General features: G+C 71.9%; 25 protein-coding genes. 9 read left to right on the top strand and 16 right to left on the bottom strand.

The window, feature by feature from the left end; all coding sequences use genetic code 11:
* Positions 1-79: 79 nt before the first annotated feature.
* The 3 genes from AB8A24_RS38695 to AB8A24_RS38685 form a co-directional block, all read right to left on the bottom strand.
* Entirely contained in the window at positions 80-949 is an 870-nt protein-coding gene (locus AB8A24_RS38695) for an RNA polymerase sigma-70 factor (protein WP_328960114.1), read from the bottom strand.
* A 175-nt stretch (positions 950-1124) separates the two neighbouring features.
* Complete coding sequence (locus AB8A24_RS38690) at positions 1125-2516, bottom strand: glutamate decarboxylase (protein ID WP_328960115.1); 1392 nt, start codon at positions 2514-2516, stop codon at positions 1125-1127.
* 134 nt (positions 2517-2650) lie between these two features.
* Positions 2651-3493 (bottom strand): DUF6234 family protein, encoded by an 843-nt coding sequence (locus AB8A24_RS38685; protein WP_328965769.1) that lies wholly within the window; start codon positions 3491-3493, stop codon positions 2651-2653.
* A gap of 304 nt (positions 3494-3797) precedes the next feature.
* Between AB8A24_RS38685 and AB8A24_RS38680 the strand changes: the two genes are divergently transcribed.
* Together AB8A24_RS38680 and AB8A24_RS38675 are read left to right on the top strand one after the other, a co-directional pair.
* Positions 3798-4184: a tyrosinase cofactor gene (locus tag AB8A24_RS38680; protein WP_030717814.1), complete on the top strand. Its 387-nt coding sequence runs from the start codon at positions 3798-3800 to the stop codon at positions 4182-4184.
* A complete protein-coding gene (locus AB8A24_RS38675; protein ID WP_328960116.1) occupies positions 4181-5029 on the top strand; it encodes a tyrosinase family protein in 849 nt (282 codons plus the stop codon). Before AB8A24_RS38680 ends, AB8A24_RS38675 begins: the two co-directional genes overlap by 4 nt.
* Here AB8A24_RS38675 and AB8A24_RS38670 read toward each other — a convergent pair.
* Together AB8A24_RS38670 and AB8A24_RS38665 are read right to left on the bottom strand one after the other, a co-directional pair.
* Positions 4984-5688 carry a response regulator gene (locus tag AB8A24_RS38670; protein WP_030717809.1) on the bottom strand — a complete coding sequence of 235 codons (705 nt, stop codon included), beginning with the start codon at positions 5686-5688 and terminating at the stop codon, positions 4984-4986. The two genes, AB8A24_RS38675 and AB8A24_RS38670, sit on opposite strands and share 46 nt — an antisense overlap.
* The gene (locus AB8A24_RS38665) at positions 5685-7319 is read right to left on the bottom strand and encodes an ATP-binding protein (RefSeq protein ID WP_369478837.1); all 1635 of its coding nucleotides are present in this window, start codon (positions 7317-7319) and stop codon (positions 5685-5687) included. Before AB8A24_RS38665 ends, AB8A24_RS38670 begins: the two co-directional genes overlap by 4 nt.
* Before the next feature lie 105 nt (positions 7320-7424).
* On the opposite strand from AB8A24_RS38665, the gene AB8A24_RS38660 reads away from it, so the two are divergent.
* Both AB8A24_RS38660 and AB8A24_RS38655 read left to right on the top strand, forming a co-directional pair.
* Complete coding sequence (locus AB8A24_RS38660; protein ID WP_328960118.1) at positions 7425-8867, top strand: cation:dicarboxylate symporter family transporter; 1443 nt, start codon at positions 7425-7427, stop codon at positions 8865-8867.
* Between the two features lie 264 nt (positions 8868-9131).
* Positions 9132-10904: a S8 family serine peptidase gene (locus AB8A24_RS38655; protein ID WP_369478836.1), complete on the top strand. Its 1773-nt coding sequence runs from the start codon at positions 9132-9134 to the stop codon at positions 10902-10904.
* A 16-nt stretch (positions 10905-10920) separates the two neighbouring features.
* Here AB8A24_RS38655 and AB8A24_RS38650 read toward each other — a convergent pair whose 3' ends face one another.
* From AB8A24_RS38650 to AB8A24_RS38640, 3 genes are all read right to left on the bottom strand, one after another.
* Positions 10921-12315 (bottom strand): alpha/beta hydrolase family protein, encoded by a 1395-nt coding sequence (locus AB8A24_RS38650; protein ID WP_369478835.1) that lies wholly within the window; start codon positions 12313-12315, stop codon positions 10921-10923.
* Between the two features lie 87 nt (positions 12316-12402).
* Positions 12403-13086 carry a (2Fe-2S)-binding protein gene (locus tag AB8A24_RS38645; RefSeq protein WP_328960121.1) on the bottom strand — a complete coding sequence of 228 codons (684 nt, stop codon included), beginning with the start codon at positions 13084-13086 and terminating at the stop codon, positions 12403-12405.
* Between the two features lie 50 nt (positions 13087-13136).
* A complete protein-coding gene (locus AB8A24_RS38640; protein ID WP_328960122.1) occupies positions 13137-13547 on the bottom strand; it encodes a VOC family protein in 411 nt (136 codons plus the stop codon).
* A 545-nt stretch (positions 13548-14092) separates the two neighbouring features.
* On the opposite strand from AB8A24_RS38640, the gene AB8A24_RS38635 reads away from it, so the two are divergent.
* On the top strand, positions 14093-14779 hold the full coding sequence (locus AB8A24_RS38635; protein ID WP_161292060.1) for a GNAT family N-acetyltransferase: 687 nt from the start codon (positions 14093-14095) through the stop codon (positions 14777-14779).
* A 63-nt stretch (positions 14780-14842) separates the two neighbouring features.
* Here the strand turns inward: AB8A24_RS38635 and AB8A24_RS38630 are convergent, their stop codons facing one another.
* Positions 14843-15871, bottom strand: a complete 1029-nt coding sequence (locus AB8A24_RS38630) for a TolB family protein (RefSeq protein ID WP_369478834.1) — start codon at positions 15869-15871, stop codon at positions 14843-14845.
* Positions 15872-16139: 268 nt separating this feature from the next.
* Between AB8A24_RS38630 and AB8A24_RS38625 the strand changes: the two genes are divergently transcribed.
* Complete coding sequence (locus tag AB8A24_RS38625) at positions 16140-17420, top strand: alpha/beta hydrolase-fold protein (RefSeq protein ID WP_328960124.1); 1281 nt, start codon at positions 16140-16142, stop codon at positions 17418-17420.
* Here AB8A24_RS38625 and AB8A24_RS38620 read toward each other — a convergent pair.
* Positions 17398-18873: a carboxylesterase/lipase family protein gene (locus AB8A24_RS38620; protein ID WP_369478833.1), complete on the bottom strand. Its 1476-nt coding sequence runs from the start codon at positions 18871-18873 to the stop codon at positions 17398-17400. The two genes, AB8A24_RS38625 and AB8A24_RS38620, sit on opposite strands and share 23 nt — an antisense overlap.
* A gap of 139 nt (positions 18874-19012) precedes the next feature.
* Between AB8A24_RS38620 and AB8A24_RS38615 the strand changes: the two genes are divergently transcribed.
* Both AB8A24_RS38615 and AB8A24_RS38610 read left to right on the top strand, forming a co-directional pair.
* The gene (locus AB8A24_RS38615; protein WP_369478832.1) at positions 19013-19336 is read left to right on the top strand and encodes a hypothetical protein; all 324 of its coding nucleotides are present in this window, start codon (positions 19013-19015) and stop codon (positions 19334-19336) included.
* A 97-nt stretch (positions 19337-19433) separates the two neighbouring features.
* Positions 19434-19718 carry a chaplin gene (locus tag AB8A24_RS38610; RefSeq protein WP_266480100.1) on the top strand — a complete coding sequence of 95 codons (285 nt, stop codon included), beginning with the start codon at positions 19434-19436 and terminating at the stop codon, positions 19716-19718.
* A 110-nt stretch (positions 19719-19828) separates the two neighbouring features.
* Here the strand turns inward: AB8A24_RS38610 and AB8A24_RS38605 are convergent, their stop codons facing one another.
* The 6 genes from AB8A24_RS38605 to AB8A24_RS38580 form a co-directional block, all read right to left on the bottom strand.
* Positions 19829-20692 (bottom strand): tyrosinase family protein, encoded by an 864-nt coding sequence (locus AB8A24_RS38605; RefSeq protein ID WP_328960127.1) that lies wholly within the window; start codon positions 20690-20692, stop codon positions 19829-19831.
* A 30-nt stretch (positions 20693-20722) separates the two neighbouring features.
* A complete protein-coding gene (locus tag AB8A24_RS38600) occupies positions 20723-21091 on the bottom strand; it encodes a tyrosinase family oxidase copper chaperone (RefSeq protein ID WP_328960128.1) in 369 nt (122 codons plus the stop codon).
* Positions 21092-21150: 59 nt separating this feature from the next.
* Positions 21151-21690, bottom strand: coding sequence for a GNAT family N-acetyltransferase (locus AB8A24_RS38595; protein ID WP_369478831.1), 540 nt, complete (start codon positions 21688-21690; stop codon positions 21151-21153).
* Between the two features lie 120 nt (positions 21691-21810).
* Positions 21811-22926, bottom strand: coding sequence for an acyl-CoA dehydrogenase family protein (locus AB8A24_RS38590; protein ID WP_328960130.1), 1116 nt, complete (start codon positions 22924-22926; stop codon positions 21811-21813).
* Positions 22923-24116 carry an acyl-CoA dehydrogenase family protein gene (locus tag AB8A24_RS38585; RefSeq protein ID WP_328960131.1) on the bottom strand — a complete coding sequence of 398 codons (1194 nt, stop codon included), beginning with the start codon at positions 24114-24116 and terminating at the stop codon, positions 22923-22925. The genes AB8A24_RS38590 and AB8A24_RS38585 overlap by 4 nt, the downstream gene beginning before the upstream one ends.
* Positions 24113-25090, bottom strand: coding sequence for an NADPH:quinone oxidoreductase family protein (locus AB8A24_RS38580; protein WP_328960132.1), 978 nt, complete (start codon positions 25088-25090; stop codon positions 24113-24115). The genes AB8A24_RS38585 and AB8A24_RS38580 overlap by 4 nt, the downstream gene beginning before the upstream one ends.
* 212 nt (positions 25091-25302) lie before the next feature.
* Here AB8A24_RS38580 and AB8A24_RS38575 point away from each other — a divergent pair, with 212 nt between their 5' ends.
* Entirely contained in the window at positions 25303-26418 is a 1116-nt protein-coding gene (locus AB8A24_RS38575; protein ID WP_328960133.1) for a hypothetical protein, read from the top strand.
* Positions 26419-26491: the final 73 nt, after the last annotated feature.

The raw sequence follows: 26491 nt of genomic DNA, 5'->3' as shown, positions 1-26491 counted from the left end.
TACACGGCAGCCCCGGCAGCACGCCGAGGCACGGCACCGGACGACGCGAACCTGACCGACAAGATCCGAAAGAGACGACCTAGACGGCCTGCGCGTCAGGCCGCAGGCCCCGTAGCTTCTCCGGGTTGACGGTGACGCGCAGTGCGGTGATCCGGCCGTCGGCGGCCTCGAAGGTCATGGCGCCGATGGTCGCGCCCTGGTGGACGAGCAGCAGGCCGGGCTCACCGTTGATCTCGGCGAGGCGCATCGCCCCGTCGCGGGCCTGGGCCTTCGCCAGGACGCCGAGCCACCAGCGGGCGACGTGGTCGGCTCCGTGCAGCGGGCGGCGGGCGGCGGTGACGATGCCGCCGCCGTCGGCCCAGGAGACGACGTCGGGGGCGAGGACCGTGAGCACCTCGCCGAGGTCCCCGCCGAGGCACGCCTGCCGGAACTTCTCGACGATCTCGCGCTGCTCCGCCGCCTTGGCGGTGAAGCGGGGGCGGCGGGCCCGGACGTGTTCGCGGGCCCGGTGCGCGGACTGGCGGACGCTCGCCTCGGACTTCCCGACGACCTCCGCGATCTCGGTGTGGGAGTACCCGAAGACCTCGCGGAGCATGAAGACCGCGCGCTCGGTCGGGCTCAGGGTCTCCAGTACGACCAGGACCGCCATGGAGACGGTGTCGGCCAGTTCGGCCTCCTCGGCGATGTCGGGCGAGGTGAGGAGGGGTTCGGGCAGCCAGGGTCCGACGTACGCCTCGCGGACGACCTGGGCCGACCTGAGCCGGTTGAGGCTCAGATTGGTGACGGTGCGCACCAGGTAGGCCCTGGGGTTCTCGACGGCCGCGTGGTCGGTGCGGTGCCAGGCGAGCCAGGCGTCCTGCACGATGTCCTCGGCGTCGGCGACGCTGCCCAGCATGCGGTAGGCCGTGCCGAACAGCAGTCGCCGGTGTTCCTCGAAATCCTCGCTCATGATCACCAAGGTGTCATCCGTCGACCCGCCCGATCAAGGGGGGTCGCATGTCGACCTCCATGCCGCCGGCCTCGATGCCGCCGAGCGCGCGCAGCGGCCGGGCACGGTCCCATCGGGTCGGCCCGTACCTCTGCCCCGGCGCCAGAGCCGAGGGCGATCACGGTGTGGCCGACGGTCAGTGGTGGAAGCCGGACCTCGGCTCGGTGGCCGGTACGGGCGGGGGCGTGGCCGTCAGGTGTTCCACGGCCGCGCGCAGGTCGGTGACGAGCAGGGCCATCTGGTCGCGGGTCACGCCGTGCCGGACGAGGACGCGTTGGATGACCGTGTCGTCGCGGTCGGCGGGCAGCGGGTACGAGGGCACCTGCCAGCCGCGCATGCGCAGTCGGTCGGAGAGGTCGTAGAGGCTGAACGGATTGGCGTCCGGGTCGGTGAGCTTGTAGGAGACGGCGGGCAGGGCGCCCTGGCCGTCGTAGAGGAGGGTGAAGGGGCCCATGTCGGCGATCTGCCGGGCGAGGTACTGGGCGGTGTCGGCGCAGGCCTCCTGGACGCGCCGGTAGCCGGCCCGGCCCAGGCGCAGGAACAGGTAGTACTGCGCGATGATCTCGCCGCCCGGGCGGGAGAAGTTGAGGGCGAAGGTCGGCATGTCGCCGCCGAGGTAGTCCACCTTGAAGACGAGGTCGGCGGGGAGCAGGTCGGCGGTGCGCCAGATGATCCAGCCGACCCCCAGCGGCGCCAGTCCGTACTTGTGGCCGGAGGTGTTGATCGATGCGACGCGCTCCAGCCGGAAGTCCCACACCACGTCGGGGTGGAGGAAGGGCGCCACGAACCCGCCGCTCGCGCCGTCCACGTGGATGGGGATGTCCCAGCCGTGCTCGGCCTGGATCCGGTCGAGCTCGGCGGCGATCTCGGCGACCGGCTCGTAGTCGCAGGTGTAGGTGACGCCGAGGATGGCGACGACGCCGATGGTGTTCTCGTCGACGTACTCGGCGAGCTGATGGGCCTGCAGGCCGGTGGCGTCGGCCTCGATCGGGACCTGACGCAGTTCGACGTCGAAGTAGCGGGCGAACTTCTCCCAGCAGATCTGGACCGGGCCGCAGACCAGGTTGGGGCGGTCGGTGGGCAGGCCCGCGGCGCGGCGCCGCTCGCGCCAGCGCCATTTGAGGGCGAGTCCGCCGAGCATGGCGGCCTCACTGGAGCCGGTGGTGGAGCAGCCGGCCGCGGTGGCGCCTGCGGGGGCGTTCCACAGATCGGCCAGGATGTTGACGCAGCGGGACTCGATCTCGGCGGTCTGCGGGTACTCGTCCTTGTCGATCATGTTCTTGTCGAGGCAGACGTTCATCAGGCGGTGCACGCCCTCGTCCGACCAGGTGGTGCAGAAGGTGGCCAGGTTCTGGGCCGCGTTGCCGTCCAGGAGCAGCTCGTTGCGGAGCAGTTCGTAGACGACCTCGGTGGGTGAGTGGTCCTCAGGCATCTTGTATTTGGGGAGGATCTGGCCGCTCAGCGTGGACGCGAACACGTCCGTGTCGGCGTCCTGGGCGCGTGCGTCCTTCGTCTCATGAAGAGCCATATCGGAACTATAGGCGCAAAAGCGTTCATCATCGGGCGGAACGACCGGTCGCCCGGCCCTGCCGCGCTCGACCTCGCGTGCGTAGCGGCGGTGGGGGCGGCCGCGGTGCGGCGCAGGCCGGGGCCGGCGGTCGGTCAGTGACCGGCAGGGGGCTCGAAGCAGCCGCCCTCGATGTACGGTCCGTTGGTCTTCACCACATAGTTGGCCTTCTGCACGAAGGCGGTGACACAGGCGTCGTCATGGACGCGGATACCGACCAGTGCGCCCTCGGGGGTGACGTAGTGGTCCGTCTCGAAGCGCGAACCCATGTTCCGCACGCCGAGGGTTCCGCCGAGCCGCTCCCCCTTCGGACCGAACCGTTCCTCCTGGAACCCGACCTCGAGCAGGGCCTCGCGCACGCTCCGCGGATCCCACGTCCCGCTTTCCCAGAGCCGTTCGAGGACGGGCTCGACGCGGTCGGCGTCCCGTTGGGCGTCCTGGGCACTCTCGGGAGACATCTCACCCGGCATGCGGAAGGCGTTGTTCTCGCGATAGCGCGACACCGCGCCTTCGGACGCCGAACCGGTCGGGCCGGGATGGGAACGGTCCCAACTGTGCTGCGCGGCCGTCAACATGACTCCCGCCAGGATGGCGGCCGGCACCTGCGACAGCACCGTCCACGGCGCCCGGGACACGAGCGCGAGGACCGCGACCACGAGCACGACCACGAGGAAATTCTGGAGCCGTGCCATGTAGGCGAGGTCCGCCGTCTCGATCTGACCCGAGTTCCCCTGGGCCGCCCAGATCTCCAGGCCGTGACCGAACATGGCGTCCAACACGAGCGATCCCGCCTCGAGCAACAACAGGGGAATGCCGATGGCCAGGTCTGCGGCGCGCGGCGTCCGGCGCGACCAAGGTCGCCGGCCACGCCGTCGTCGAGGCTCGGTGGAAGAAGCAGTCATGGCCGCATCATGTCGAGCCGGACCTCGGGTGGACATGAGCACGCGTACTCATCGACGCCCGGCTCCCGCCGTCGGCCCTGACGTACCGCGCGGCCACTCGGCACCCCAGACTCGGTCTGACGCTCCGCTTCCGGCCGACTCTGCAGTGTGATCCCGCACATATCTACCCCCTTACCCGGAAGAAATTACTGTCAAGTAAGGTTCATTCAGCAGATTTTCCCGTTCAAGCCCCCTGAATTGCGCCGAACAGGAAGATCATCCAACTTGTTCTACCGGAAACTTATCCGCGCATGTCCGGATACAGGTCAAGCCTCTCCTGAGCCCTGATACCTCTTCGGCCATGAAGAAGATCACTCGCCGTCAGGCCTTGGGGGCAACAGCCGGTGCCCTCACCGCCCTTGGCCTGACCGCCGCTGCCGCGGGCGCCACGAACGCCGCCGCGACTCCCACCGAGCCCACCACCCCGGGCACGGTCGACGAGGTCTACAAGGGCCGTCGTATCCAGATCACCGCCGGCGGTGGTGGCCACCACGGCGGCCACCACTCGCCCGGTCAACCCACCGTCCGAATAGACGGCCAGGAACTGCACATCATGCGCAACGCCGACGGCACCTGGATCAGCGTCATCAACCACTACGAGACCTTCGCCGACCCGAAGCTCCTCGCCCGTGCCGCGGTCCGCGATCTCCAGGGCGCCGCCCTCGTTCCCTTCGGAGGTGCGGCATGACCGTACGCAAGAACCAGGCCACGCTGACCCCCGAGGAGAAGCGCGCCTTCGTCTCGGCCCTGCAGGAGCTCAAGCGCACCGGCGCCTACGACCGCTTCGTCACCACCCACAACGGCTTCATCATGAGCGACACCGACTCGGGCGACCGCGTCGGACACCGCTCCCCCTCCTTCCTGCCGTGGCACCGGCGCTTCCTCCTCGAGTTCGAGGAGGCGCTGCAGAAAGTGGACGCGAGCGTCGCGCTCCCGTACTGGGACTGGACGGTGGACCGGACCTCCCGCGCCTCCCTCTGGGCCCCCGACTTCCTCGGCGGCACCGGACGGGCCCGCGACGGGCAGGTCATGGACGGCGGGTTCGCGTACTCGACGGGCAAGTGGAACATAAACGTCCGCGTGGACGGACGCGCCTACCTGCGCCGCGATCTCGGCACCGCCGTCGCTCAGCTGCCGACCAAGGCCGAGGTGGACTCCGTACTCGCCATGCCGGTCTACGACATGGCGCCCTGGAACAGCTCCTCCAACGGTTTCCGCAACAACCTGGAGGGCTGGCGCGGTGCCAACCTGCACAACCGGGTGCACGTGTGGGTCGGCGGGCAGATGTCCACCGGTGTCTCCCCGAACGACCCGGTGTTCTGGATGCACCACGCCTTCATCGACAAGCTGTGGGCGCAGTGGCAGGCCAAGCACCCCCAGTCCACGTACCTGCCGGGGGCGGGCACGCAGAACGTCGTCGACCTGAACGACACCATGCGGCCCTGGAACAACGTGACCCCGGCGGACATGCTGGATCACCGGAAGTTCTACACCTTCGACACCGAACCGGTCGCCGCCGCCAGCCAGCGGTAGTGCAGTTCGGGGCGGCCGACCTGGCCGTACCGGGGGGTGCGGTCCGCGCGGCCGGTGTCCACCAGGTGCTCCAGGTAGCGGCGGGCGGTGATCCGGGAGATCCCCGCCGCCTCGGCCGCCCCCGCCGCGGTCAGACCCTCGGGCGCCGACCGCAGCAGGGCGGCGACCCGGTCCAGGGTCGGGCCGCTCAGCCCCTTGGGGAGCTCGGCCGGGCGGGGTGCGCGCAGGGCGGCCATCGCCCGGTCGACGTCGTCCTGGCCGACCGCCTCGCCCGCGGTCTGGCGGAACTCGGCGTAGCGCAGGAGCCGTTCGCGCAGGGTGGGGAACGCGAACGGCTTCAGTACGTACTGGACCACGCCGAGGGAGACGCTCTCGCGGACCACGGCCAGGTCCCGCGCGGAGGTCACCACGATCACGTCGACCGGATGTCCGGCGGCACGCAGCCCGCGCGCGAAACGCAGGCCGTGCCCGTCGGGCAGGCCGAGGTCCAGGAGCAGCAGGTCGACGCGGGTCCGCTCCAGGAACCGGGTGGCCTCGGCGAGCGAGTGGACGGCGCCGACGGCGGTGAAGCCGGGTACCCGGCCGATGTAGAGCGCGTGCGCGTCGGCGGCCACCGGATCGTCCTCGACGATCAGCACGCGCACCTCGCCGCCGCTCATCGCGGGCCCCCCGGACCCGCGGCGGGCGCGGGCGCGGGCGCGGGCGCCGGCGCGATCGGCAGGCGAACCGTGAACTCCGCTCCACCGCCCGGGCCCTGGGCCGCTACCACCGCGCCGCCGTAGCGCTCCGCCACCTGCCGGACCAACGCCAGGCCGAGCCCGCGGCCCTCGCCCTTGCCGGACCAGCCCCGGCGGAACACGTCCACCCCCTCGGGGAGCCCCGGTCCGTTGTCCGCGACCCGCAGCAGCAGCTCGTCCGGCTCGGGCCGCAGCGTCACCGCGATCCGCGCGCCGCGTACGGCGGTGAGCGCGTCGACCGCGTTGTCGATGAGATTGCCGAGCACGGTGACCAGGTCCCGGGCCGGCGGCAGCCCGCCCCCTTCGGCGAGACTGCGGCTGTCGGCGGTGACGACCAGCTCGACGCCCCGCTCGTGCGCCTGGGCGGCCTTGCCCAGCAGCAGCGCCACCAGCACCGGCTCCCCCACCGCGGTGACCACCTCGTCGGTCAGGGCCTGCGCGAGTTCCAGCTCGGCGGTGGCGAAGTCGACCGCCTCGTCCGCGCGGCCGAGTTCGATGAGCGAGACCACGGTGTGCAGCCGGTTGGCCGCCTCGTGGGCCTGGGAGCGCAGCGCCTGGGTGAAGCCCCGTTCATGGTCCAGCTCGCCGGTCAGCGCCTGCAGTTCGGTGTGGTCGCGCAGGGTGACCACGGTGCCCCGACGGCCGCCGCCCGCGACCGGCGAGCTGTTGACCACCAGCACCCGGTCCGTGGTCAGGTGCACCTCGTCCACCCGGGGCCGGTCCGCGAGCAGGGCCCCGGTGAGCGGGGCCGGCAGACCGAGCTCGGCGACCTTGGTGCCGGTGACCTCGCCGGGCAGAGCCAGCAGTTCGCGCCCGGCGTCGTTGATCAACGTGATCCGGCGCTGCCCGTCGAGCATCAGCAGGCCCTCGCGGACCCCGTGCAGGGCCGCCTGGTGGTAGTCGTACATCCGGCTGAGCTCCGCCGCGTTCATGCCATGAGTGTGACGGCGCAGCCTCGCGTTGACGACGTACGTGCCGACGCCGCCGAGGGCCAGCGCGCCGCCCGCGACCCAGGCGAGGGCGGAGAGCTGCGTGGCGAGCCGGTCGCTGATGGCGCGGACGGTGATCCCCGCGCTGACCAGGCCGATGATCCGGCCCTCGTCCCGGAGCGGGGTGACCACGCGGATGGAGGGGCCGAGGGTGCCGGTGTACGTCTCGCTGAAGGTCTCGCCGCGCAGCGCGGGGGCGGTGTTGCCCATGAAGGGCTCGCCGATCCGGCGGGGGTCCGGGTGGGTCCAGCGCCGCCCGTCCGGGGACATGATCGTCACGAAGGCCACCCCGGAGTCCGCCCGGACCTGCTCCGCGTAGGGCTGGAGCAGGGCGGACGGGTCGGTACCGCCCGCCGCTCCCCGTACGGCCTCGCGTACGGACGGGGAGTCGGCGACCGCCCGGGCCACGGCTCCGGCCTGGCGGCGGGCGGCCTCCTCGGCCTGGCCCCGGGCCGTGGCGTACGCGAAGACGGCGCAGCCCGCCACGACCACGGCGACCAGCAGCACCTGCATGGCGAAGAGCTGGCCGGCGAGGCTGCGCGGGGCGCGGGGGAAGCGGAACATGGCGCTCAGTGTGCCCCGGGTCGTGAACTCAATGAACGTAAGGGTGACCGGGGTCACAACCCTGGGCGATGGTCTCCCCGAACGTAATCACCACCGGGAGGCATCGTGGCCGCCAGGCGCGACAGAACGCATTATCTCTACATCGCGGTGATCGGCGCGGTGCTGCTCGGCATCGCCGTCGGCTTCGCCGCCCCCGGCGTGGCCGTGGAGCTCAAACCGCTGGGCACCGGCTTCGTCAACCTCATCAAGATGATGATCTCGCCGGTGATCTTCTGCACGATCGTGCTGGGCATCGGGTCCGTGCGCAAGGCCGCCAAGGTGGGCGCCGTGGGCGGACTCGCCCTCGGCTACTTCATGGTCATGTCCACGGTGGCGCTGGCCATCGGCCTGCTGGTCGGCAACCTGCTGGAACCGGGCAGCGGGCTGCACCTGACCGAGGCGGTGCGCAGTGCGGGCGAGGCGCAGGCCAAGGCGGGTGGGGCCGAGAGCACGCCGGAGTTCCTGCTCGGGATCATCCCGACCACCCTGGTCTCCGCCTTCACCGGCGGCGAGGTGTTGCAGACGCTGCTGGTGGCGCTGCTGTGCGGGTTCGCGCTGCAGGCCATGGGCACGGCGGGCGAGCCGGTGCTGCGGGGCATCGGCCACATCCAGAAGCTGGTCTTCCGGATCCTCGCGATGATCATGTGGGCGGCGCCGGTGGGCGCCTTCGGAGCCATCGCGGCGGTCGTCGGGGCCACCGGAGTCGACGCGCTGAAGTCCCTCGCCGTGATCATGATCGGCTTCTACACGACCTGTCTGCTGTTCGTGTTCGTGGTCCTCGGCACGCTGCTGCGGGTCTGCACCGGAGTCAACGTCTTCGCCCTGCTGCGCTACCTGGGCCGGGAGTTCCTGCTGATCCTCTCGACCTCCTCCTCGGAGTCGGCGCTGCCGCGGCTGATCGCGAAGATGGAGCACCTGGGGGTCTCCCGGCCGGTCACCGGGATCACGGTGCCGACGGGCTACTCCTTCAACCTGGACGGGACGGCCATCTATCTGACGATGTCCTCGCTGTTCATCGCCGAGGCGATGGGCAAGCCGCTGGCGCTGGGCGAGCAGATCTCGCTCCTGCTGTTCATGATCATCGCCTCGAAGGGTGCGGCCGGGGTGACCGGCGCGGGTCTGGCCACCCTCGCCGGCGGACTGCAGTCGCACCGGCCGGAACTGGTCGACGGCGTCGGCCTCATCGTGGGCATCGACCGGTTCATGAGCGAGGCCCGGGCCCTGACGAACTTCGCGGGCAACGCGATCGCCACGGTGCTCATCGGAACGTGGACGAAGGAGTTCGACCACGCGCGCGCCACCGAAGTCCTCGCCGGACGACTGCCGTTCGACGAGAGCACGCTGGTGGACGACGGGCACGGCGCGCAGCAGCAGGGCGAGCCGACACGGTCCGCCGAGTCCGGCGAGTCCGGTGAGTCCGGTGAGTCCGCCCGGTCCACCGAGTCCGACGGAACCCCGGACTCCGTGCCGCACCCCTCGGGCAGCCCCAAGGACGGGGTACCGGTCTAGCCGGCGCGCCCCCACGGGCCGACCGGGCAGGGCTCGCCCCCACGGTGCCCAGCCCGGTCGGCCGACGCATTCTCCCTAGTTGCACCCATAGTCGGTATTCAGCCACCGATAACCGAACCCCCCGGCTGTAAAAGGTACTTCCGTAACCGGCTGTGTGCATGACATCTTGCGTCCACCACTTGTTTCGTTCGACCCGGCCTGACCACCGGGTCTTCGGAGGACGCATTGATACCCCACATATCCGGCCGACCTCGACGTACCCTCGTGCTGGCCGCCACGCTCGGCGCGGCACTCGCTTTCGGGGCCCCCGCCGCGCTCGCCGGCACCGCCCCGGTCTCTCCTTCCGGATCCTCGGCCCCCGCCCCCGCGGCGGCCCCGAAGGCCGCGGCCCCGACTTCCCAGAGTGCGACCTGGGTTGCCGGTACCCGCGCCTACCTCGTGATCACCGCTCCCGGTGACACCACCGCGGTGCGGGGCGCCGTCACCGCCAACAACGGCACGGTCTTCCAGTACTACGACGCGATCGGCGTGATCGTCGCCCACTCCGCGTCCGGTACCTTCGCCACCACCATGCGCGGTGTGAGCGGCGTCCAGCAGGTCGGCGCCACCCGCACCTCGGACGTCCCGGCGGACGCCTACAACCCGGCGCTTCCCGCCAACCCGACGCAGGCCACGACGCCTTCGGGCGAGCCGGTCCGCGCCGACATGACCCAGATCAAGGCCGACCAGGCCTGGGCCGTCACCACCGGTTCCGCCTCCGTCAAGGTCGGCATCCTGGACACCGGTGTGGACGACCAGCACCAGGACCTGGCCCCGAACTTCAACGCGGCCGACTCCGCGTCCTGCGCCTACGGCAAGCCGGACACCCGTACGGGCGCCTGGCGGGACGTCGGCACCCACGGCACGCACGTGGCCGGTACGGTCGCGGCCGCCAAGAACGGCAAGGGCGTCATCGGCGTGGCCCCGGGCGTGAAGATCTCCTCGGTGCGCATCGCCGAGCCGAGCTCCTCGCTCTTCTTCGCCGAGAACACCGTCTGCGGCTTCATGTGGGCCGGTGACCACGGCTTCAAGGTCACCAACAACAGCTACTACACGGACCCGTGGCAGTTCAACTGCCCGGACAACGCCGACCAGGCCGCGATCATCGAGGGCGTCAAGCGCGCCCAGGAGTACGCGGAGGGCAAGGGCTCGCTGCAGGTCGCGGCGGCCGGCAACTCCAACATCGACCTGGCCAACAAGACGACCGACACCGAGAGCCCGAACGACTCGACGCCGGTCACCCGCACCATCACCAACGCCTGCCTGGACATCCCGACCGAGCTCCCGGGCGTGGTCACGGTCTCGGCGATGGGCACCACCGCGAAGGCCTCGTACTCCAACTACGGTCTGAACGTGGTCGACGTGACGGCCCCCGGCGGCGACTCCGTCGGTATCTACAGCACCCAGCCGGGCGGCAAGTACGGCACCATGAGCGGCACCTCGATGGCGTCCCCGCACGTCGCCGGTGTGGCGGCCCTGCTGGCCAGCACCAACCCGGGCATCACCCCGGCGCAGCTGCGCGACAAGCTGGCCACCCAGGCCAACGACGTCGCCTGCCCGTCGGACAGCCGCTGCAAGGGCACCACGGCGAAGAACGGCTTCTTCGGCGAGGGCCAGGTCGACGCGCTGAAGGCCGTCGGCAGCACCCCGCCGCCCGGCAAGTACTTCGAGAACACCGGTGACTTCGCCATCGGCGACAACACCACGGTGGAGAGCCCGATCACCGTCAGCGGTGTCACCGGCAACGCCCCGGCCACCCTCAAGGTGGGCGTGAACATCGTGCACACCTACATCGGTGACCTCAAGGTCGACCTGGTCGCGCCGGACGGCACCGTCTACACCGTGCACAACCGCGCGGGCGGCAGCACCGACAACATCAACCAGGTCTTCACCGTGAACGCCTCCTCCGAGGTCGCGAACGGCACCTGGAAGCTGCGCGTCAACGACAACGCCGGCGGCGACACCGGCAAGATCGACTCCTGGAACCTGACCTTCTAGAAGGCCGGACGTTCCATCAGCGCTGGAGCACGTCGGCGAGCCAGTCGAAGACGACGTCGCAGTGCTGCTGCGGGGCCATCGGGGAGCAGTGCAACTGCGCCCCGGTGGCCTCCGTCATTTTCACGTACTCGCGGCGCGTGCGCAGCAGGTCGTACATCTGCTGCGGCTGGCCCGGGTAGAACAGCTCGAAGTCGTAGTCCAGGACCAGGGTCGGGGCCTTGATCCGCCCGACCACCTTGGTGATGTCGAGGCCCATGGCCACCTGGGCCGGGGTCCAGATGTCCGTGAGCACGACGCCCTCGCGGGCCTGGCGCAGGGCCTGCCTGTCGAAGATCTCGAACCGCTTCTTGACGGTGAAGGCGAGCTCCGGGGTCAGCTCCGGAACGACCTCCTCGTTCCAGACCCGGTTGGTCTCCTCCTTGTCGGGGGTGACGATGGCGCGCAACTCCGCGTCGAATCCCAGCCAGGGGCTGACGCAACCGGGCTGGCAGGCGACGGCCGCGAGCCGGTGCTCGAAGGCGGCGGCGCGGGCGACCAGGTTGCCCCCCATGCTGAGGCCGGTGATCGCGATCCGGCCGCTGTCGACGTCCTTGCGGTCCTCCAGCCAGTCGACGATCGGGGAGACCACCTTCTCCCAGCGGGTGGTGAAGGGGATCTCCTCCACGAACAGCAGCTGCCCCTGCCCGGGTCCGTCGTAGACCAGGGCGTTCCAGCCCCGGCCCAGGGCTGCGGCCACGCCGTACGTCCACATGTCCACGTTCTGGCCGTCGCTGCCGTTGGTCAGGATCACGGTGGGGCGCGGTTCGGCGGGACCCTCCGGGCGGAAGAACCAGACCGGCAGGTGGGTCCGGCCGTACGGAACCTTCGCGCGGACGGCGGCAGGTGAACACAGCTGGGTGAAGGTGTCCCAGGCCCCCCGCCCGGCCAGGTAGACGGCCCCCTCGTCACCGGGGTGGTCGGTGCCGAGCACGTAGAACAGCGCCTGCGCGTAGTACTGGGCGGCGCGCAGGGACCGGAAGCGACGGGTCTGCGAGGGGGCCCCGTGGCCGTGGCGGCCGGCGGCCGGGGGTGCGGAGAGCCGGTCCCCCCAGGCGCGGAAGGTGTCGCTGAACGTCTGCTCGGACAGACCCGCCGCGTTGATGGCGTTGACCGCCGTCAGGACCTCGCCCACCTCGGAGGCCCGCATGCCCGCGGCGCCCAGTGCGAGCAGGCCCGCGAAGTTGAAGCCGGGATCGTCGAAGAGCTTCATCGCCCCGGAGGTCGGATCCACGGCCTTGACGGACGGCTTGGGCGCGGCGGCCGCGGTACGGGCACCACCCCCGACGGCGAGCGCCCCCGCCCCCGCGGCGAGCCCGGTCAGGGCCGCGCGGCGGGTGAGTGCGGAAGGCTGGTGCGGTGTACGAGCGGTCATGCAGCGGACCGTACGCCGGGCCCGTGACCGACCCGGTTCGGCGCGCCCTCCCTTGCTCCGAACGGCCGCGCGCGCCGGCCAGGACCGTCAGCCCGTCCGCCGCCCCGTCCGCAGCACGCAGTCCCCGCAGAGCCCGCCCCCGGGCACCTGGTAGTAGAGACAGCAGCTGCGCCGTACGAAGGCCACCCCGAGCCCCTCCTCGTGCAGGAAGGTGCCGGTGCCCCCCAGCGCTCCGCCGTCGGCCAGCAGGGCGCCCGCCAGCTCCACGGCCGCGCCGCCCGGCACCCGGTCGATCAGCACCCGCAACGCCCCGACGAGCCCGGACGCCGCGTTCCCCCGCAGGACCTTCGGCGAGACCCCGAAACGCTCGCGCAGGCCCTCGTCGAGCACGGCCAGATTCGCCAGGACGTTCTCCCCGAGGGCTTCGGCCGGCAGACCGGGGGCGGGCTCGGGCAGCCACAGCTGGAGCGATCCCGCGTCCGGCAGCCGCCACCACACCCGGTCGGCGGCCAGGTCCGGAATCCGGCCGGACAGTGCCGCGCACCCGAGCCCCAGCGACCAGAGTCGGGAGGCGATCCCGAGCTGCGCGGTCGAGGCGGCCACCCGGCCGGGCCCGGTGCCGATCCGCCGGCCCACCTCGGCCACGTACGGCCCGAGCCGCTCCCCGTACAGCGCGGTGAGTGGGAGGAATCCGGGGCCGGGCGGCTCCTTCCCGCAGGGCACGGTGAAGAAGGGTCCTACGGCGGCCAGTCGCCGCAGTACGTCGTCCATGGGCGAAATGATCTCAGCGGCGCGGGACCGGGGTCGGACCGGGTCCCGGGTCAGGCCGGGTCCGGGGTCGCCCCTTCGAGGACCTCCAGGTAGTGCGGGTTGCGCATGATGCCGAGCACATTGCCGAAGGGATCGGTGACGGCGGCCGTGACGAAGCCCCCGTCACCGTGCGCGGTCACCGGCTGGTACTCCTCGGCCCCCAGGTCCAGCAGCCGCTGCCGCACGGCGGGCAGGTCGTCCACCGCCCAGTAGGCCACCGCCCCGCCGGGCTTCTCGGCCGCGCCCGGCGGGGCGTAGCGGCGGTCGACGATGCCCAGCTCGTGCTGGTAGTCGCCGATGCGGAACTCGGCGTACCCGGGCCGCTCGAAGTACGGGGTGATCCCGAGCACCTCGGTGTACCAAGCCTTCGCCGCCTCCAGGTCGTCGGCCCAGAAGTTGATCGTCGCGAACCCTCGCAGCATGAACGTCCTCCTCGACGGACGGAAACCTCGTCCCGACTCTACGGCCGGCTCCCCGGGGGAGGGCTGTAGCAGACCCGGGTGGCGCAGTCGTACCTCCCCCGTGATCCCACCGCTCACGGACACACCGCCGACGACCATGTGTTCGATGTCGGGGCGGGTCGGCGCGGCGCCGGGAGCGGCCGCGGGATCCGCTCGCCGGGCCTTGCCCGGGGGCACCGGACTTTTTTCACATCACCGCAGGTCAGGCGTGATCGCATGGTGACCGGTGGTGGCCGGCACGGCCGTCCGGGGGGCCCATGCCGTGCGGTTGAAGGGATGTCCGTGGATCGTGATTACGGGCGCTCCGCGGCGGGGACCCAAGTCCCCGGAAATCAGTGTCGCGCCATTGCCAAATTGGGGGTTCAAGAGAGGACTTCGAGGAGCTACATTGAGCCACTCGCGTTCACCTGACAGCCGGTTGCCTTTCACTCGTGTTTTGCACGGGGGGCGACGTCATGGACGCAGACTGTGCAACCACCCCACCGCCCAGAAGGACCGAAGGCTCCGTGCCCGTACCCGTACACCTCGCGGGCCGCACCGTGCGGCTCGAGCCCCTCGCCCCCCACCACACCGAGGCTCTGGCCGTGGCCGGGGCCGAGGATCGTACGACTTACGCCTTCACTCCCGTGCCTCACGGTGTGCAGGCGTCACACGAGTACATCGAACGCGCCCTCGCCGATCAGGCCGCGGGTCGATCGCTCCCGTTCGCGGTGGTCAGAGCCACCGACGGGCGGGTCGTCGGTTCGACCCGGTTCCTGGAACTCGACTACTGGCAGGGGCCTCTGATCTGGCCCGCCGTGCCCGGAGTCCCGTTCGGCGATCCGGCGACGGCGATCCCCGATGCCGCCGAGATCGGCAATACCTGGCTGTCCCCGGGCGCCCAGGGAACCGGCATCAACACCGAGGCGAAGCTGCTCATGCTCCGCCATGCCTTCGAGACCTGGGGGGTACGGCGCATCTCGCTGCGCGCAGACGCGCGCAACGGCCGTTCGAGAGCCGCGATGGAACGGCTGGGCTTCACCTGTGAGGGGGTCCGCCGGGCCCATTCGCGGGGGCTGGACGGTGCCGTCCGCAGTACGGCCTTCTACTCGATCCTCGACGAGGAGTGGCCGGCCGTGCGGTCGATCATCGAGCTGAGGCTGTCGGCGGGCGCGCAGCGCAAGCGGCGCCGCAAGACGCTCATCCCCGCGTAACCCGTCCGGCCGGACGCAAGAGCGGAAAAACGGTCCTGCCTCTCGGCCCTCGCCGCGGCCTCCTCACCCGAGGAAGGCCGGGGCGAGGGCCGAGTCCATGAGTCGGGCGGGGGCTCCGCTCCCGTCGGCCGGTACGGCGTACAGGTCGGCGCCGAAGTCTCCCGGCAGGGCGTAGACGACGGTCCGGTCGTCGCTCCACACCACCTGGTCGTCGACGCTGCGCTCCTCTGCGAGCGGGTTCTCCGCGCCGGAGGCCAGGTCCAGGGCGTACAGCCGCCACGGCGCCTCGGCCGGCAGGCCCGGCACGCGCTTCTTGAACACCACCCGGGTGCCGTCCGGGGACAGGGACGGGCACTCGACGTTCTCGCGCAGGGTGGTCACGGTGCGCTCGCCCAGGTCCCCGCGGACCAGGTGGGTCCGGCCGCCGGTGGCGAGCGTCGCGTAGAAGGTCCGCTCGTCGGCGGCGAAGGTGACCCCCCAGAAGTTGACGTCGGCGCTGCGGTACGGCTTGCCGTCCTTCAGGATCGTGAAGTCCTCCAGCGAGGCCTCGAGCCTGCCCGTGCGCAGGTCGAGCACCGAGGTCCGTGTCGAGAAATTCGTACCGGCGTACGAGTCCCCACCGACGAAGACCGTCCAGGCGGCGAGGTACCCGCCGGGCGAGACCCGGGCCCGGGTGGGGAGACCGCCCAGCGGGTGGGCGGCCACCTCCTTCAGGTGGGCGTCGAGCACGACGGCCCGATACCCCTCCTGGACCCCGCTCCGGTCCGCCTGGAGGCAGATCCCGGCGCTCCCCGCCGCGTGGAAGCGCAGGCAGCTCACCCCGGACGCGGTACGGGCCCCCTCCGGCGAGCCGGTCGCGACCGTGGCGAGCTCGTCCCGGTGCGGTCCCCAGGCCATGTTGCGGAACACGATCCGCCGGCCGCCGTCACCCGCGGCCAGCGAGACGGCGCCCGGGGTGACCGCCGGGCCGCCCGCCCGGACGTGATCCTTCTCGTCGGCGCGGGAGGAGGCCCGCACGACGGCGAGTACGCCCACGGCCGCGAGCAGGGCCACGGCGGTGGCCAGGATCAGGATCCGGCGCTGGAGCGTCATGGGATGACTCCGGGGCGGTGTGGGGTTCCGGGGGGGCGGCGCGGGCGCACCATACCCAGCGGCCCGCACAAGAGCCAGGCACGCAAGCGGGCGGGTTCATGAACGCCACCGGGCGTACGGGCGCCAGGCAATGGCCTCCCCCAGGGCACCCCAAGAGTAGGAAAAATGCGGAACCCTGACATGCTTTCGTTCATCCTTCGAACGGAAGGACCATGCAGTCAGACCACCCCGCCCCTCTGGGGCAGCAGCAGCCGGAGAGCCACCGCACATGTCGTACGCACCCGACGGGCAGCAGTACCAGCCGTACCGGCCGGAAGGACAGATACCGCAGCCGCCCCACGGCGACCGGTACGACCGGCCGTACGGACAGCAGCCGCAGCCCGGCCCGCCCCAGCAGCCGTACGGGCAGCAGGCTCAGTACGCACCGCAGGAGCAGTACGGACAGCAGCCGCCGTACGGGCAGCAGGGCCACTACGAGGAGCCCGAGCCCCCGCGCCGCAGGTCGCGGGGCCGCCGCTGGCTGATCGCGGGGGCCTCCGTGCTCGCGCTCGCCGGTATAGCCGCGCTCGTGCTGAACCACTACGAGATACCCCCGTTCACGGACAAGGGCTCGTCGGTGTCCTTCGGGCAGGCGCCCGCGGGTGGCGGCAAGAAGAACGACGCTCCCCCGCCGAACTCCAAGATGCTCATGCCGACCGGGCCGACCGCCGAGTTCAAGAACACGATGACCCTCCCCGACGGCACGCACGTGGCCGTCACCACGCTGGACGGCAAGAAGTCCGGCTTCAAGGGCAAGGTCTGGGTCTGGGCCCCCAAGGAGTACAACGACCCGAAGTTCGCCAAGAGCGGCTTCCCGGTCCTGATCGCCCTCCCGGGCGGCGCGGGTTACCCCAGCAACTACTGGATGGGCACCGACCTCGGTCTCCAGACCAGCATCAGCAAGTGGTACGCGGAGGGCAAGAGCAAGCCCTTCATCCTGGCCATGCCGGTGCTCAACCCGGGGCCGGACGACAAGGGCGTCTACTGGGACGGTTCCGACATCCCCGGCCAGCCCAAGATGGGCACCTGGCTGACCGAGGACGTCCCGGACCTGATGAAGGCGAACTTCCGCACCGTCAAGTCCCGTGACGGCTGGGCCTTCATGGGCTCCTCCACCGGTGGTTTCGCGGGCCTGAAGGCCGTGCTGAAGCACCCGGACAAGTTCAAGGCCGTGATCGCCTCCGGCCCGGACATCGTCCCGGACTCCTCCCTGTGGAAGGGCCACGACAAGGAGAAGGCCGAGAACAACCCGGAGCTGCTGGCGAAGCACCTCATCGACACCAAGGGGCCAGAGGTCTACCTCGCCTTCCAGGTCGGCGACAGCGAGAACAACAAGAAGACGCTGCCCGACGTGCAGAAATTCATCGCCACCTACGGCAACAAGGGCCCCATCCACGCCGAGTTGAAGGTCATCAAGGGCGGCCAGCACAACGCCAAGACCTATGTGCCGAACATGGGTGAGGGGCCGGTCCAGTTCATCAGCAAGGTCATGGAAGGGCCCGTCGAGTAACCACCGACGCGCGCGCACCATCGAGCTCCGGCCCGCCGAACACCTTCGGCGGGCCGTCGCCGTTCCAGGCCGCCCAACCCGGATCGCCCGTCACCGCGAACCGCACCCAGGCCGCGTGCATCTCGTCCGCCAGCGCCTGCGGGGTGTCCGGTCCGGCCAGCCAGGCGGACTCCGGTGCCGCGAGCGTGTCGAACACGAAGCCCAGCTCCAGGGCGTGACAGGCGCCCAGGCCCGGAAGCCCGGAGGGCCAGCCGAACTCGTACAGGAAGCTCGGCGCCGCCCGCCGCGCCCCGGCGAGCCGGCGCAGCGGATCGCGCAGCAGCCGGTCGGTGAGCAACTGTCCGGCGAGTTCGGCGGGACCGGCGGCGGGCAGCGTGGCGCGCAGCGCCCGTACGGCGGCCCGGTCCTTGCCGGAACGGGCGCGGGCCAGCGCGACGGCGAGCGGGCCCAGACGGTCCAGCAGCCGCATCCCGCCGGTGGGGGCGAGCCACAGCCGGTACTCGTCACGGGTCCAGCCGAGGAGCAGCGGCACCTCGTCGGAGGCGGCCGCGGCGCACAGGGTGTCGAGGGGGTCGGCCGGGATCGTGTCCGGGTCGGTGACCAGGCCGAAGGCGGGTCCGCCGACGAGCGGGCCGGATCGGCGCAGGACGGCCGCCTGTGCGGCGAGCAGGTCGGGCAGGGCGGTGGCGGTGAAGGCCGCGGCGGTGGCGTCGACCTTGAGCAGCGAGGCCATCCGCCGGACCATGGCGCGGACCTTGGGGCGCGCCAGGACCTCGGGGGCCCCGCTCTGCAGGACGGCGCGGGTGAAGAGCCCGGCCGCGCGCGGGGCCGCCAGGAGGGCCCCGATGCTGATGGCCCCGGCGGACTCGCCGAAGACGGTGACCCGGTCGGGGTCCCCGCCGAAGGCCGTGATGTTGTCGCGCACCCAGGTGAGGGCGGCGATCTGGTCCAGCAGGCCGCGGTTGGCGGGGGCGTCGGGGAAGAGGCCGTAGCCGAGGACCCCGAGCCGGAAGTTGCAGGAGACGAGCACGACCCCGTCGCGGGCGAAGGCGGAGCCGTCGTAGACGGGGACGGCCGAGGAGCCGCGGGTGTGGGCCCCGCCGTGGATCCAGACCATGACGGGCAGCCGGGCCCCGGGGGCCGGGTCCGGGGTCCACACGTTCACGTTCAGGCAGTCGTCCCCGGGGACCACCGGATCGGGCAGCAGGGCCGCGAAGGTGTCCGGGTAGGGCACCTTGGGCGCGGTGGGCCCGTAGGCGGCGCAGTCCCGTACGCCGTCCCAGGCGGCCGGGGGCACGGGTGCCGCGAAGCGCAGGGCGCCGACGGGCGGGGCCGCGTACGGGATGCCCAGGAAGACCGCGGTCCCACCGGGTCCGGTCCGGCCTTCGACGACGCCGGCCGCGGTCCTGACCCGCGGCCGGCCGCGGCCGTCGGGGGCGCCCTCTGCGCTCATCTCGTCCTCCTGCGATGACGGTGCCGGTGGCTGTGCCGGTGCCGGTGCCGGTGCGACGGTCCAGCCGTGGCACCGTCGCACAGCCGTCCAACGGGTGACAAGGCGTGACCGGGTCCGGGCCCGGCCCGGTTGGACGGGCATGCGATTCCTGCGTATCCACCATGCCGTGCCCGTCGCCCTGCTGCTCGCGGGGGCCACGTTCGTGTCCGGCCCGGCCCTGGCCGCCGGCCCGGACTTCCAGTACGTCGGCCAGGACGACCGGGTCCACGGCCTCGCCGCCCCCAAGGGGTGCGTCGCGGCGGAGGGCGGCGGCGCGCGGGCCGTCACCAACGGGACCGGGAGCTCGGCGACCCTCTACGAGCGACCCGGGTGCTCGGGCCGGGCCCTGCGGGTCCTGCGGCCCGGAGAGGTCGGCCAGGTGCGGCCGTACTTCGCCTCCGTCCGGTTTTCCGTCACCAGGTAGGCGCACGGGCCGTGACCCCTTGGCCTCCCCCGCGTTGTATGCCATGTCAAATGCCACAGACTCTGTGGCGCCCCACATTTCTCAAGAGGAGATCTTGATGTCGCGTATCGCGAAGGCACTGGCCATCACCGCTGTCACCGGTAGCGCCGTGGTCGCCGGTGCGGGTCTGGCTGTCGCCGATGCCGGAGCGCACGGTGCGGCGGTCGGCTCCCCCGGTGTCCTGTCGGGCAACCTGCTCCAGGTTCCGGTGCACGTCCCGGTCAACGTCTGCGGCAACACCGTGAACGTGATCGCCCTGCTGAACCCGGCGTTCGGCAACACCTGCGTCAACGCCTCCGGCCACGGCGACCACCACACCGAGGGTGGCGACTACGGCCACTGATCGCCTGATCGCCTGATCGTGTGATCGGCTGATCGACGGAAGGGCCCCCGCCACTTGGCGGGGGCCCTTCCCCGTGCCCGCTGCGTGCGCACGGGCCGTTCGGGTGCGGGTCATTCGTAGCGGTACAGGCCCTGGTGGCCGGACATCTCGCGCGGGGTGATGTTCCACGGCGGCATCGGCTCGTCGAGGGCGATCACCCGGCCGCGCTGGAGGTCTCCGATGGCGAGCGGGGCGGCGGGCAGGTAGCCGGAGCCGGGGTGCTTCTGCTGCCAGCGGTCCCAGATCAGGTCGACGAAGGCGTGGTGCAGCCAGAACGCCGGGTCGTTGGGAGCCGTCCCGCCCGTCATGTGACCGCCGATCCACTGGTGGACCTTGTTGTGGTTGCGCCAACGCTCGCTCTTGGGGGCCGACCAGCCCTCCAGCTTGTTGCGGAAGCCTCCCGCGGTGGCCGTGGAGTCCCAGGGGGAGACGTCGTAGGTCGGATCGTCGATCGCCCACTGGAGCTCGGCCGCGGTGGGCAGGGCGATCGGGTTCTGCGGCCGGCCGAGGTTGCGGGTGAGGAACGCGGACTCGGTGATGCCCACGGTCACCGTCCAGTTGCCCGTGTCGTAGGCGAACGGCCCGGTCATCACCTTGCGGTCGCTCGCCCGGCCGGTGCCGCCGAGGAAGTCGTCGGCCCAGAGGGAGGAGACCGGGCTGGTGTCGGTGGTCCAGTCCCAGTACGGGACGCTCACGCCGGGGTCGATCTCCTGCAACTGTCGTTCGAACTCCAGCAGATACCGCCGGTGCCACGGGAAGAAGGACGGGGACATGTGCCCGACGCGCAGCTTGCGGTCGCGGTCGGGCACGAAGTACTTGTCGTGCGTGCGCACCAGGGCGTCGTAGGCACCCTTGCGCTTGAGTTCCAGCACCGCCGCGGTGAACCGCTTCTTCTGGGTGCTGGTGAGGTTCTTCTGGTTCTGCCGGGTGTGCAATGCGGGGCTCCTCCCGTTCCCGTGGGTCAGTCAGCCGTGGTGCGGGGCCGCGAAGGCGAGCTGGGCGGTGCCCAGTTCGTCGACGGCGGCCCGAGCCACTTCCAGTGGCGTGGAATAGGACTCGAAGTGGTTGATCCCGCTGAGGTAACTGCCGTCGGCCCGGCGCATGACGTGCAGCGGACGGCCGTCGATCCGGACCCCGGCGACATCGACGGCGATGTGCCGGCCGCGGTAGGTCTCCTCCTCGGCCAGCGGCGCCGGGGTGACGGTCTGCCGGGGGCGCCGGGCCCGCAGTACGGGGGCCAGCGCCGCAGCCGTACCGGCGAGCACGGCAGCGGTGAAGGCGGTACGGAGAACCGCGCGGCGGGTCAGTGGTGCGGCGGGCGATGCTGCGGACATACGGACTCCCTCGCTCGGTGGCCGGCGGCTACGGGTCTAACGCCGCGCGGCGGGCGAGGTCACCCGTGGGCGCCCCGGAGCTGCTTGTAGAACAGGGTCGTGGGGTGGAGCCGGCCCTCCGGGTCGGTGGCGTAGTCGGGAATGGTGCCCGCCTCCGTCCAGCCCGCGGAGCGGTAGACCCGCTCGGCCCCGCTGCCGGTCTCGGTGTCCAGGAACAGCAGCACCACCCCGGCGCGGGCGGCCGCCGACTCGGCCTCGGCGAGCAGGGCGCGGGCGGTGCCCCGGCCGCGGGCGGCCGGGTGGACCATGAGTTTGCGCAGCTCGGCGCGGTGGCGGCCGTTCGCCTTGGTCTCCCGGTACCAGCTGACGGTGCCGTCGATCCGGCCGTCGCCGCCGGTGCGGGAGACCCACAGGGCGAGGGAGCCGTCCTCGACGGCGGGCAGCAGGGAGTCCCACCAGGCGGCGGCGCCCCGCCGGTCGAGCCCGGCGAGGAAGCCGAGGGAGGAGCCGCCGTCGACCACGGCGAGGAGCAGGGCGGCGAGTTCGTCGCGGTGGGCGCGGAGTGCGGTGGCGGAGAGCGCGGTGATGGTGGCCGTCATGGGGCGAGGATAGGGATCGGCCGGTGGCCCGCCGCAGGGGGGCGGGCGACCGTGACCGTCATGCGGCTCTGCCGTGGCGCCCCGGCCGGACCGACGCCGGGCCGGCCGGGGCGCCACGGCTCACGGCGCGGGGAGTTCCGCGAAGTCCGCGACCAGACCCCGGTGGTGGCCCGCCGAGCCGAGGGCCAGGGAGTCGGCCTTGGCCCGCTTGAGGTAGAGGTGGGCCGGGTGTTCCCAGGTCATGCCGATGCCGCCGTGCAGCTGTACGCACTCCTCGGCGGCTCGGACGGCCACGCCCGAGCAGTAGGCCTGGGCCACGGCGACCGTCAGCGGGGCGTCGGGGGCCGAGGTGGCGAGGGCGTCGGCCGCGGCCCGCGCCGCCGCACGCGCGGAGGCCACGTCGAGCCAGAGCCGGGCGAGGCGGTGCTTGAGGGCCTGGAAGGAGCCGACGGGACGGTTGAACTGGTGGCGGCTCCGGACGTGGCCGACGGTCTCCGTCAGGCACCACTCGGCGAGTCCGAGCTGTTCGGAGGCGAGCAGTCCGGCTCCGGAGAGCAGGGCCCCGGCGACGGCCGCCCGGGCCGTTCCGAGGTCCGCCAGGCGGGTGCCCGCGGCCGCTTCCAGCGTGACGGTGGCGAGCGGGCGGGTCAGGTCCAGCGGGACACGCGGGGTCAGCCGGGCAGCGGACGCCGGGACGGCGTGGAGCCCGGTGTCGGCCAGGACCAGCAGGACGTCGGCGGCCACCGCGTCCGCCACGGAGGTGACCGTGCCGGTCAGGATCCCGTCGCCGAGGTCCCGGACGGGGGCCGGGAGGGGCACGCCCGGGGCCAGCGTCAGCGGCACGGCGGGGACGCACACCGTGCTGCCCGAGGCCAACTCACGGAGCAGCGAAGCGGCTTCCGCGGTGTCGCAGCCGAGCAGGATCTCCGTGGCGAGGACGGCGCTCGTCAGGTAGGGCACGGGCGCCACGGCCCGGCCCAGCTCCTCCAGGACCACGGCCGCCTCGCGGTGGCTCGCGCCCTGCCCGCCGAGTTTCTCGGGCACGAGGAGCCCGGCCGCGCCGATCCCGGCGGCGAGGGTGTGCCAGAGCGCCGGGTCGTGCGGGCTGCCGGTCTCGGCCCGGTCGAGGACGCTCTTCGCGTCGCAGCGGTCGGTGAGGAGTGCGCGTACGGCGGAGCGGAGCTCCTCCTCGGCCTCGGAGTAGAGCAGGTCGGTCGGTGCCGCCGCGGTGGTCATCGGCTCAGGTCCTTCCAGGCGAGGTCCTTGTCGTCGCGCGGCTCGGGGGGCAGGCCGAGGACGCGTTCGGCGACGATGTTGAGGAGGATTTCGCTGGTGCCGCCCTCGATGCTGTTGCCCTTGGCGCGCAGGTAGCGGTAGCCGGCCTCGCGGCCGGTGAAGTCGACGCCTTCGGGCCGGCGCATGGTCCAGTCGTCGTACAGGAGGCCCTCCTCCGCGAGGAGTTCGACCTCCAGTCCGCTGATCTCCTGGTTGAGCCGGGCGAAGGTGAGCTTCATGCCGGATCCCTCGGGGCCGGGCTGTCCGGCGACGAGCTGCTGGCGCAGCCGTTCCCCGGTGAGGCGGGCGACCTCGGCCTCGACCCACAGTTCCAGCAGCCGTTGGTGGAGGGCGTGGGTGCGCAGCTCGGGGCGTTCGCGCCAGGCGGCGGCGACGGGGGCGATCATGCCGCCCTCGCGGGGGATGCGCATGCCGCCGATGGAGACCCGTTCGTTCATCAGGGTGGTGCGGGCGACCGCCCAGCCTTCGCCGACGGCGCCGAGGCGGTGGGAGTCGGGGATGCGGACGCCGGTGAGGAAGACCTCGTTGAACTCGGCCTCGCCGGTGATCTGGCGCAGCGGCCGGACCTCGACGCCCGGGGCGTGCATGTCGCAGAGGAAGTAGGTGATGCCCTGGTGCTTGGGGAGCCCGGGGTCGGTGCGGGCGATCAGGATGGCCCAGCGGGCGGTGTGGGCGCTGGAGGTCCACACCTTCTGCCCGTCGACGATCCAATCGCCGGAGCCGCTCTCGCGGACCGCGCGGGTGCCGAGCGCGGCGAGGTCGGAGCCGGCGCCGGGCTCGCTGAAGAGCTGGCACCAGACCTCTTCGCCGGTCCACAGGGGGCGCAGGAAGCGCTGCTTCTGCTCGTCGGTGCCGTAGGCGAGGATCGTGGGGGCGGCCATGCCGAGGCCGATGCCGATGCGCCGCGGGTCGTTGTCGGGGGCGCCGGCGGCTTCCAGTTCGGCGTCGACGACGACCTGGAGGGAACGGGGCGCGCCGAGGCCGCCGAGGCCCTCGGGGTAGTGGACCCAGGCGAGTCCGGCGTCGAAGCGGGCGCGCAGGAACGCGCTGCGGTCGGTGTCGGCGGGCGGGTGGGCGGCGAGCAGGTCGCGGACGCGGGTGAGCAGGTGCTCTGCGGTGATCGCGGTCATCGGGTCACACCCGGCTGCCGGGGCATGGCCAGGACGACCCGGCCGGTGGTGGTCCCGTCGGCGAGGCGCTGCACGGCGTCGGCGACGGCGGGAAGTGCGACGAGTTCGCTGATCAGGGGCTTGATGGCGGCTTCGTCCGCGAGGCGGGTCAGCTCGGTGTGGCAGGCCAGGATCGCCGCCGGGTCCTTGGTCGCGTAGAGGCCCCAGTGGAGGCCGAGGATCGAGTAGTTCTTGACGAGGGCGTGGTTGAGGGCGGGGGTGGGGATGGTGCCGCTCGCGAAGCCGACGACGACGATGCGGCCCTCGAAGGCCACGCATTTGGCGGAGGCGGTGTACGAGTCGCCGCCGACGGGGTCGTAGACCACGTCGGCTCCGCGCCCGCCGGTGAACTCCTTCACGCGCGCGACGACGTCCTCGGTCGTCCGGTCGATCACCAGGTCGCAGCCGAGTTCCTCCGCGGTGGACACCTTGGCCTTGCCGCCGACGACCCCGATGACGGTGGCGCCCGCGGCCTTGCCGAGCTGGACGGCGGCGCTGCCGACCCCGCCGGCGGCGGCGTGCACGAGGAGGGTCTCGCCCGGCTGGAGGCGCGCCCGGCGGTGCAGGCCGAACCAGCCGGTCTGGTAGCCGATGTGCAGGGCGGCGGCCTGGGCGTCGTTCAGGCTCTTGGGGGCCGGCAGCAGGGCGCGCTCGGACGCGATCACGTACTCGGCGAAGCCGCCGTGGGGCAGGCTCGGGGTGGCGATGACGCGGCGGCCGTCGTCGGTGAGGCCGCAGATCTCGACGCCGGGGGTGAAGGGCAGCGGCGGGCGGATCTGGTACTGGCCGCGGACGAGCAGCGCATCGGGGAAGTTGAGGTTCGCCGCGAGCACCTGCAGCCGCACCTCGCCCTCGCCCGGGACCGGTTCGGGAATCTCTTCGAGGCGCAGGGCCTCTCGGGGTTCGCCGGGGGTATGTACTCGCCATGCCTGCATCCGGGGCCTCCAGCCGCCGTCGATGAACCACGCTCCGCGCGCATACTAAGCGGTCGCTTGCCCTTCTGTGAACCGTCGGTCGAGGTGGAGAACGGTCCGGTCCGGATCAACACGCGTCATTCAGGCCACATCCGTCTCAAGATCAGGCAACATGTGGCGTGCACGTGTCATGACTCAACGGGGAACAGCACCTGTCCAGGGGGGACAACCACATGAGAAGAAGCATGTCCGCGGCCGCCGCCGCCATCGTCGTGGCCGGCCTGATCAGCGCGACGGGCCCGGCCGCGGCTGCCGACGCGAAGTGCGCACCGAAGATCCAGGTCCTCGGCTCGATCGGGGACGAGTCGTACGTCCGCGACATCCCGCCCAGCCAGGGTGTCTTCGGCCTCGGTGCGGGCAACCTCGCCGTCGGCGTCTCGGGCCGCAAGCCCGTCTACTGGACCGGCACCACCGTGCACCGGGTCCCGCTGAGCGACCCGGACCAGAGCGGGCAGGTGATCGCGGTCAACGCGCACGGCCTGATGGTGGGGGTCCTCCACGGGGTCGACCTCCACTCCCTGTTCACCTACCGGGTGGGCGACGCGGCCATCACCCTGCTGCCGGACAGCTACGGACACGACATCGAGGCCGACGTCAACGACGCCGGGTACGTGGTCTCCCGCTCCGACGCCGGGGTCGCCACCGTCTGGAAGGACGGCCAGAAGGTCCGCGAGCTGCCGCTCCCGGCCGAGGCCGGTCCGGGGTCCCGGATCGCGATGGTCACCGGCATCAACAACCGGGGCGACATCCTCGGCATGGCCGCCCAGGACTACGAGGTCCCCGAGACCGGGCAGCACCTGGAGGGCACCCACCCGGTGCTGTGGCCGGGAGACGGCTCCGCCGCCCGGCTGCTGGCCCCCACGGCGAACGACAGCTACGTCCAGGACATGGACGAGAGCGGCCGGGTCGTCGGCTACGACTGGGCCGGACCGTGGTACGAGTACACCCCGCTCGTCTGGGAGCCCCCGCTCACCGGGACCCCCACCTCCCCGGCCGTGCTGAGCACGCACCCGTACGCCACGTTCGAGGCGATCAGCGCGACGACGAACCTCACCGTCGGCACGGCCAAGTTCCACCCGGACATGCTGACCCTGCCGGACCAGGCACTCCTGCGGTCCGGCTCCGGCCCGGTCAAGGCCCTGCCGCGGCTGGCCGCGGGCGGGGCGAGCATGGCCGAAGCGGTCTCGGACACCGACCGGGTCGGCGGCTCGGCCGTGAACGCGAAGGGCAAGCTCAAGCCGGTCATCTGGACCTGCGCGACCAAGCAGGCGTACAACCCGGGGAGCTAGGTCGTCTCTTTCGGATCTTGTCGGGTGGGCCCGGGTCGTCCGGTGCGGTGCCTCGCAAGGCGGAGGGGCGCCC

The sequence above is a fragment of the Streptomyces sp. BF23-19 genome, assembly GCF_041106355.1.
GTDB classification, from domain to species: Bacteria; Actinomycetota; Actinomycetes; order Streptomycetales; family Streptomycetaceae; genus Streptomyces; species Streptomyces virginiae_A.
The sequence above is the reverse complement of the archived record's forward strand: the minus strand, read 5'-3'. Positions and strand labels throughout refer to the sequence as shown.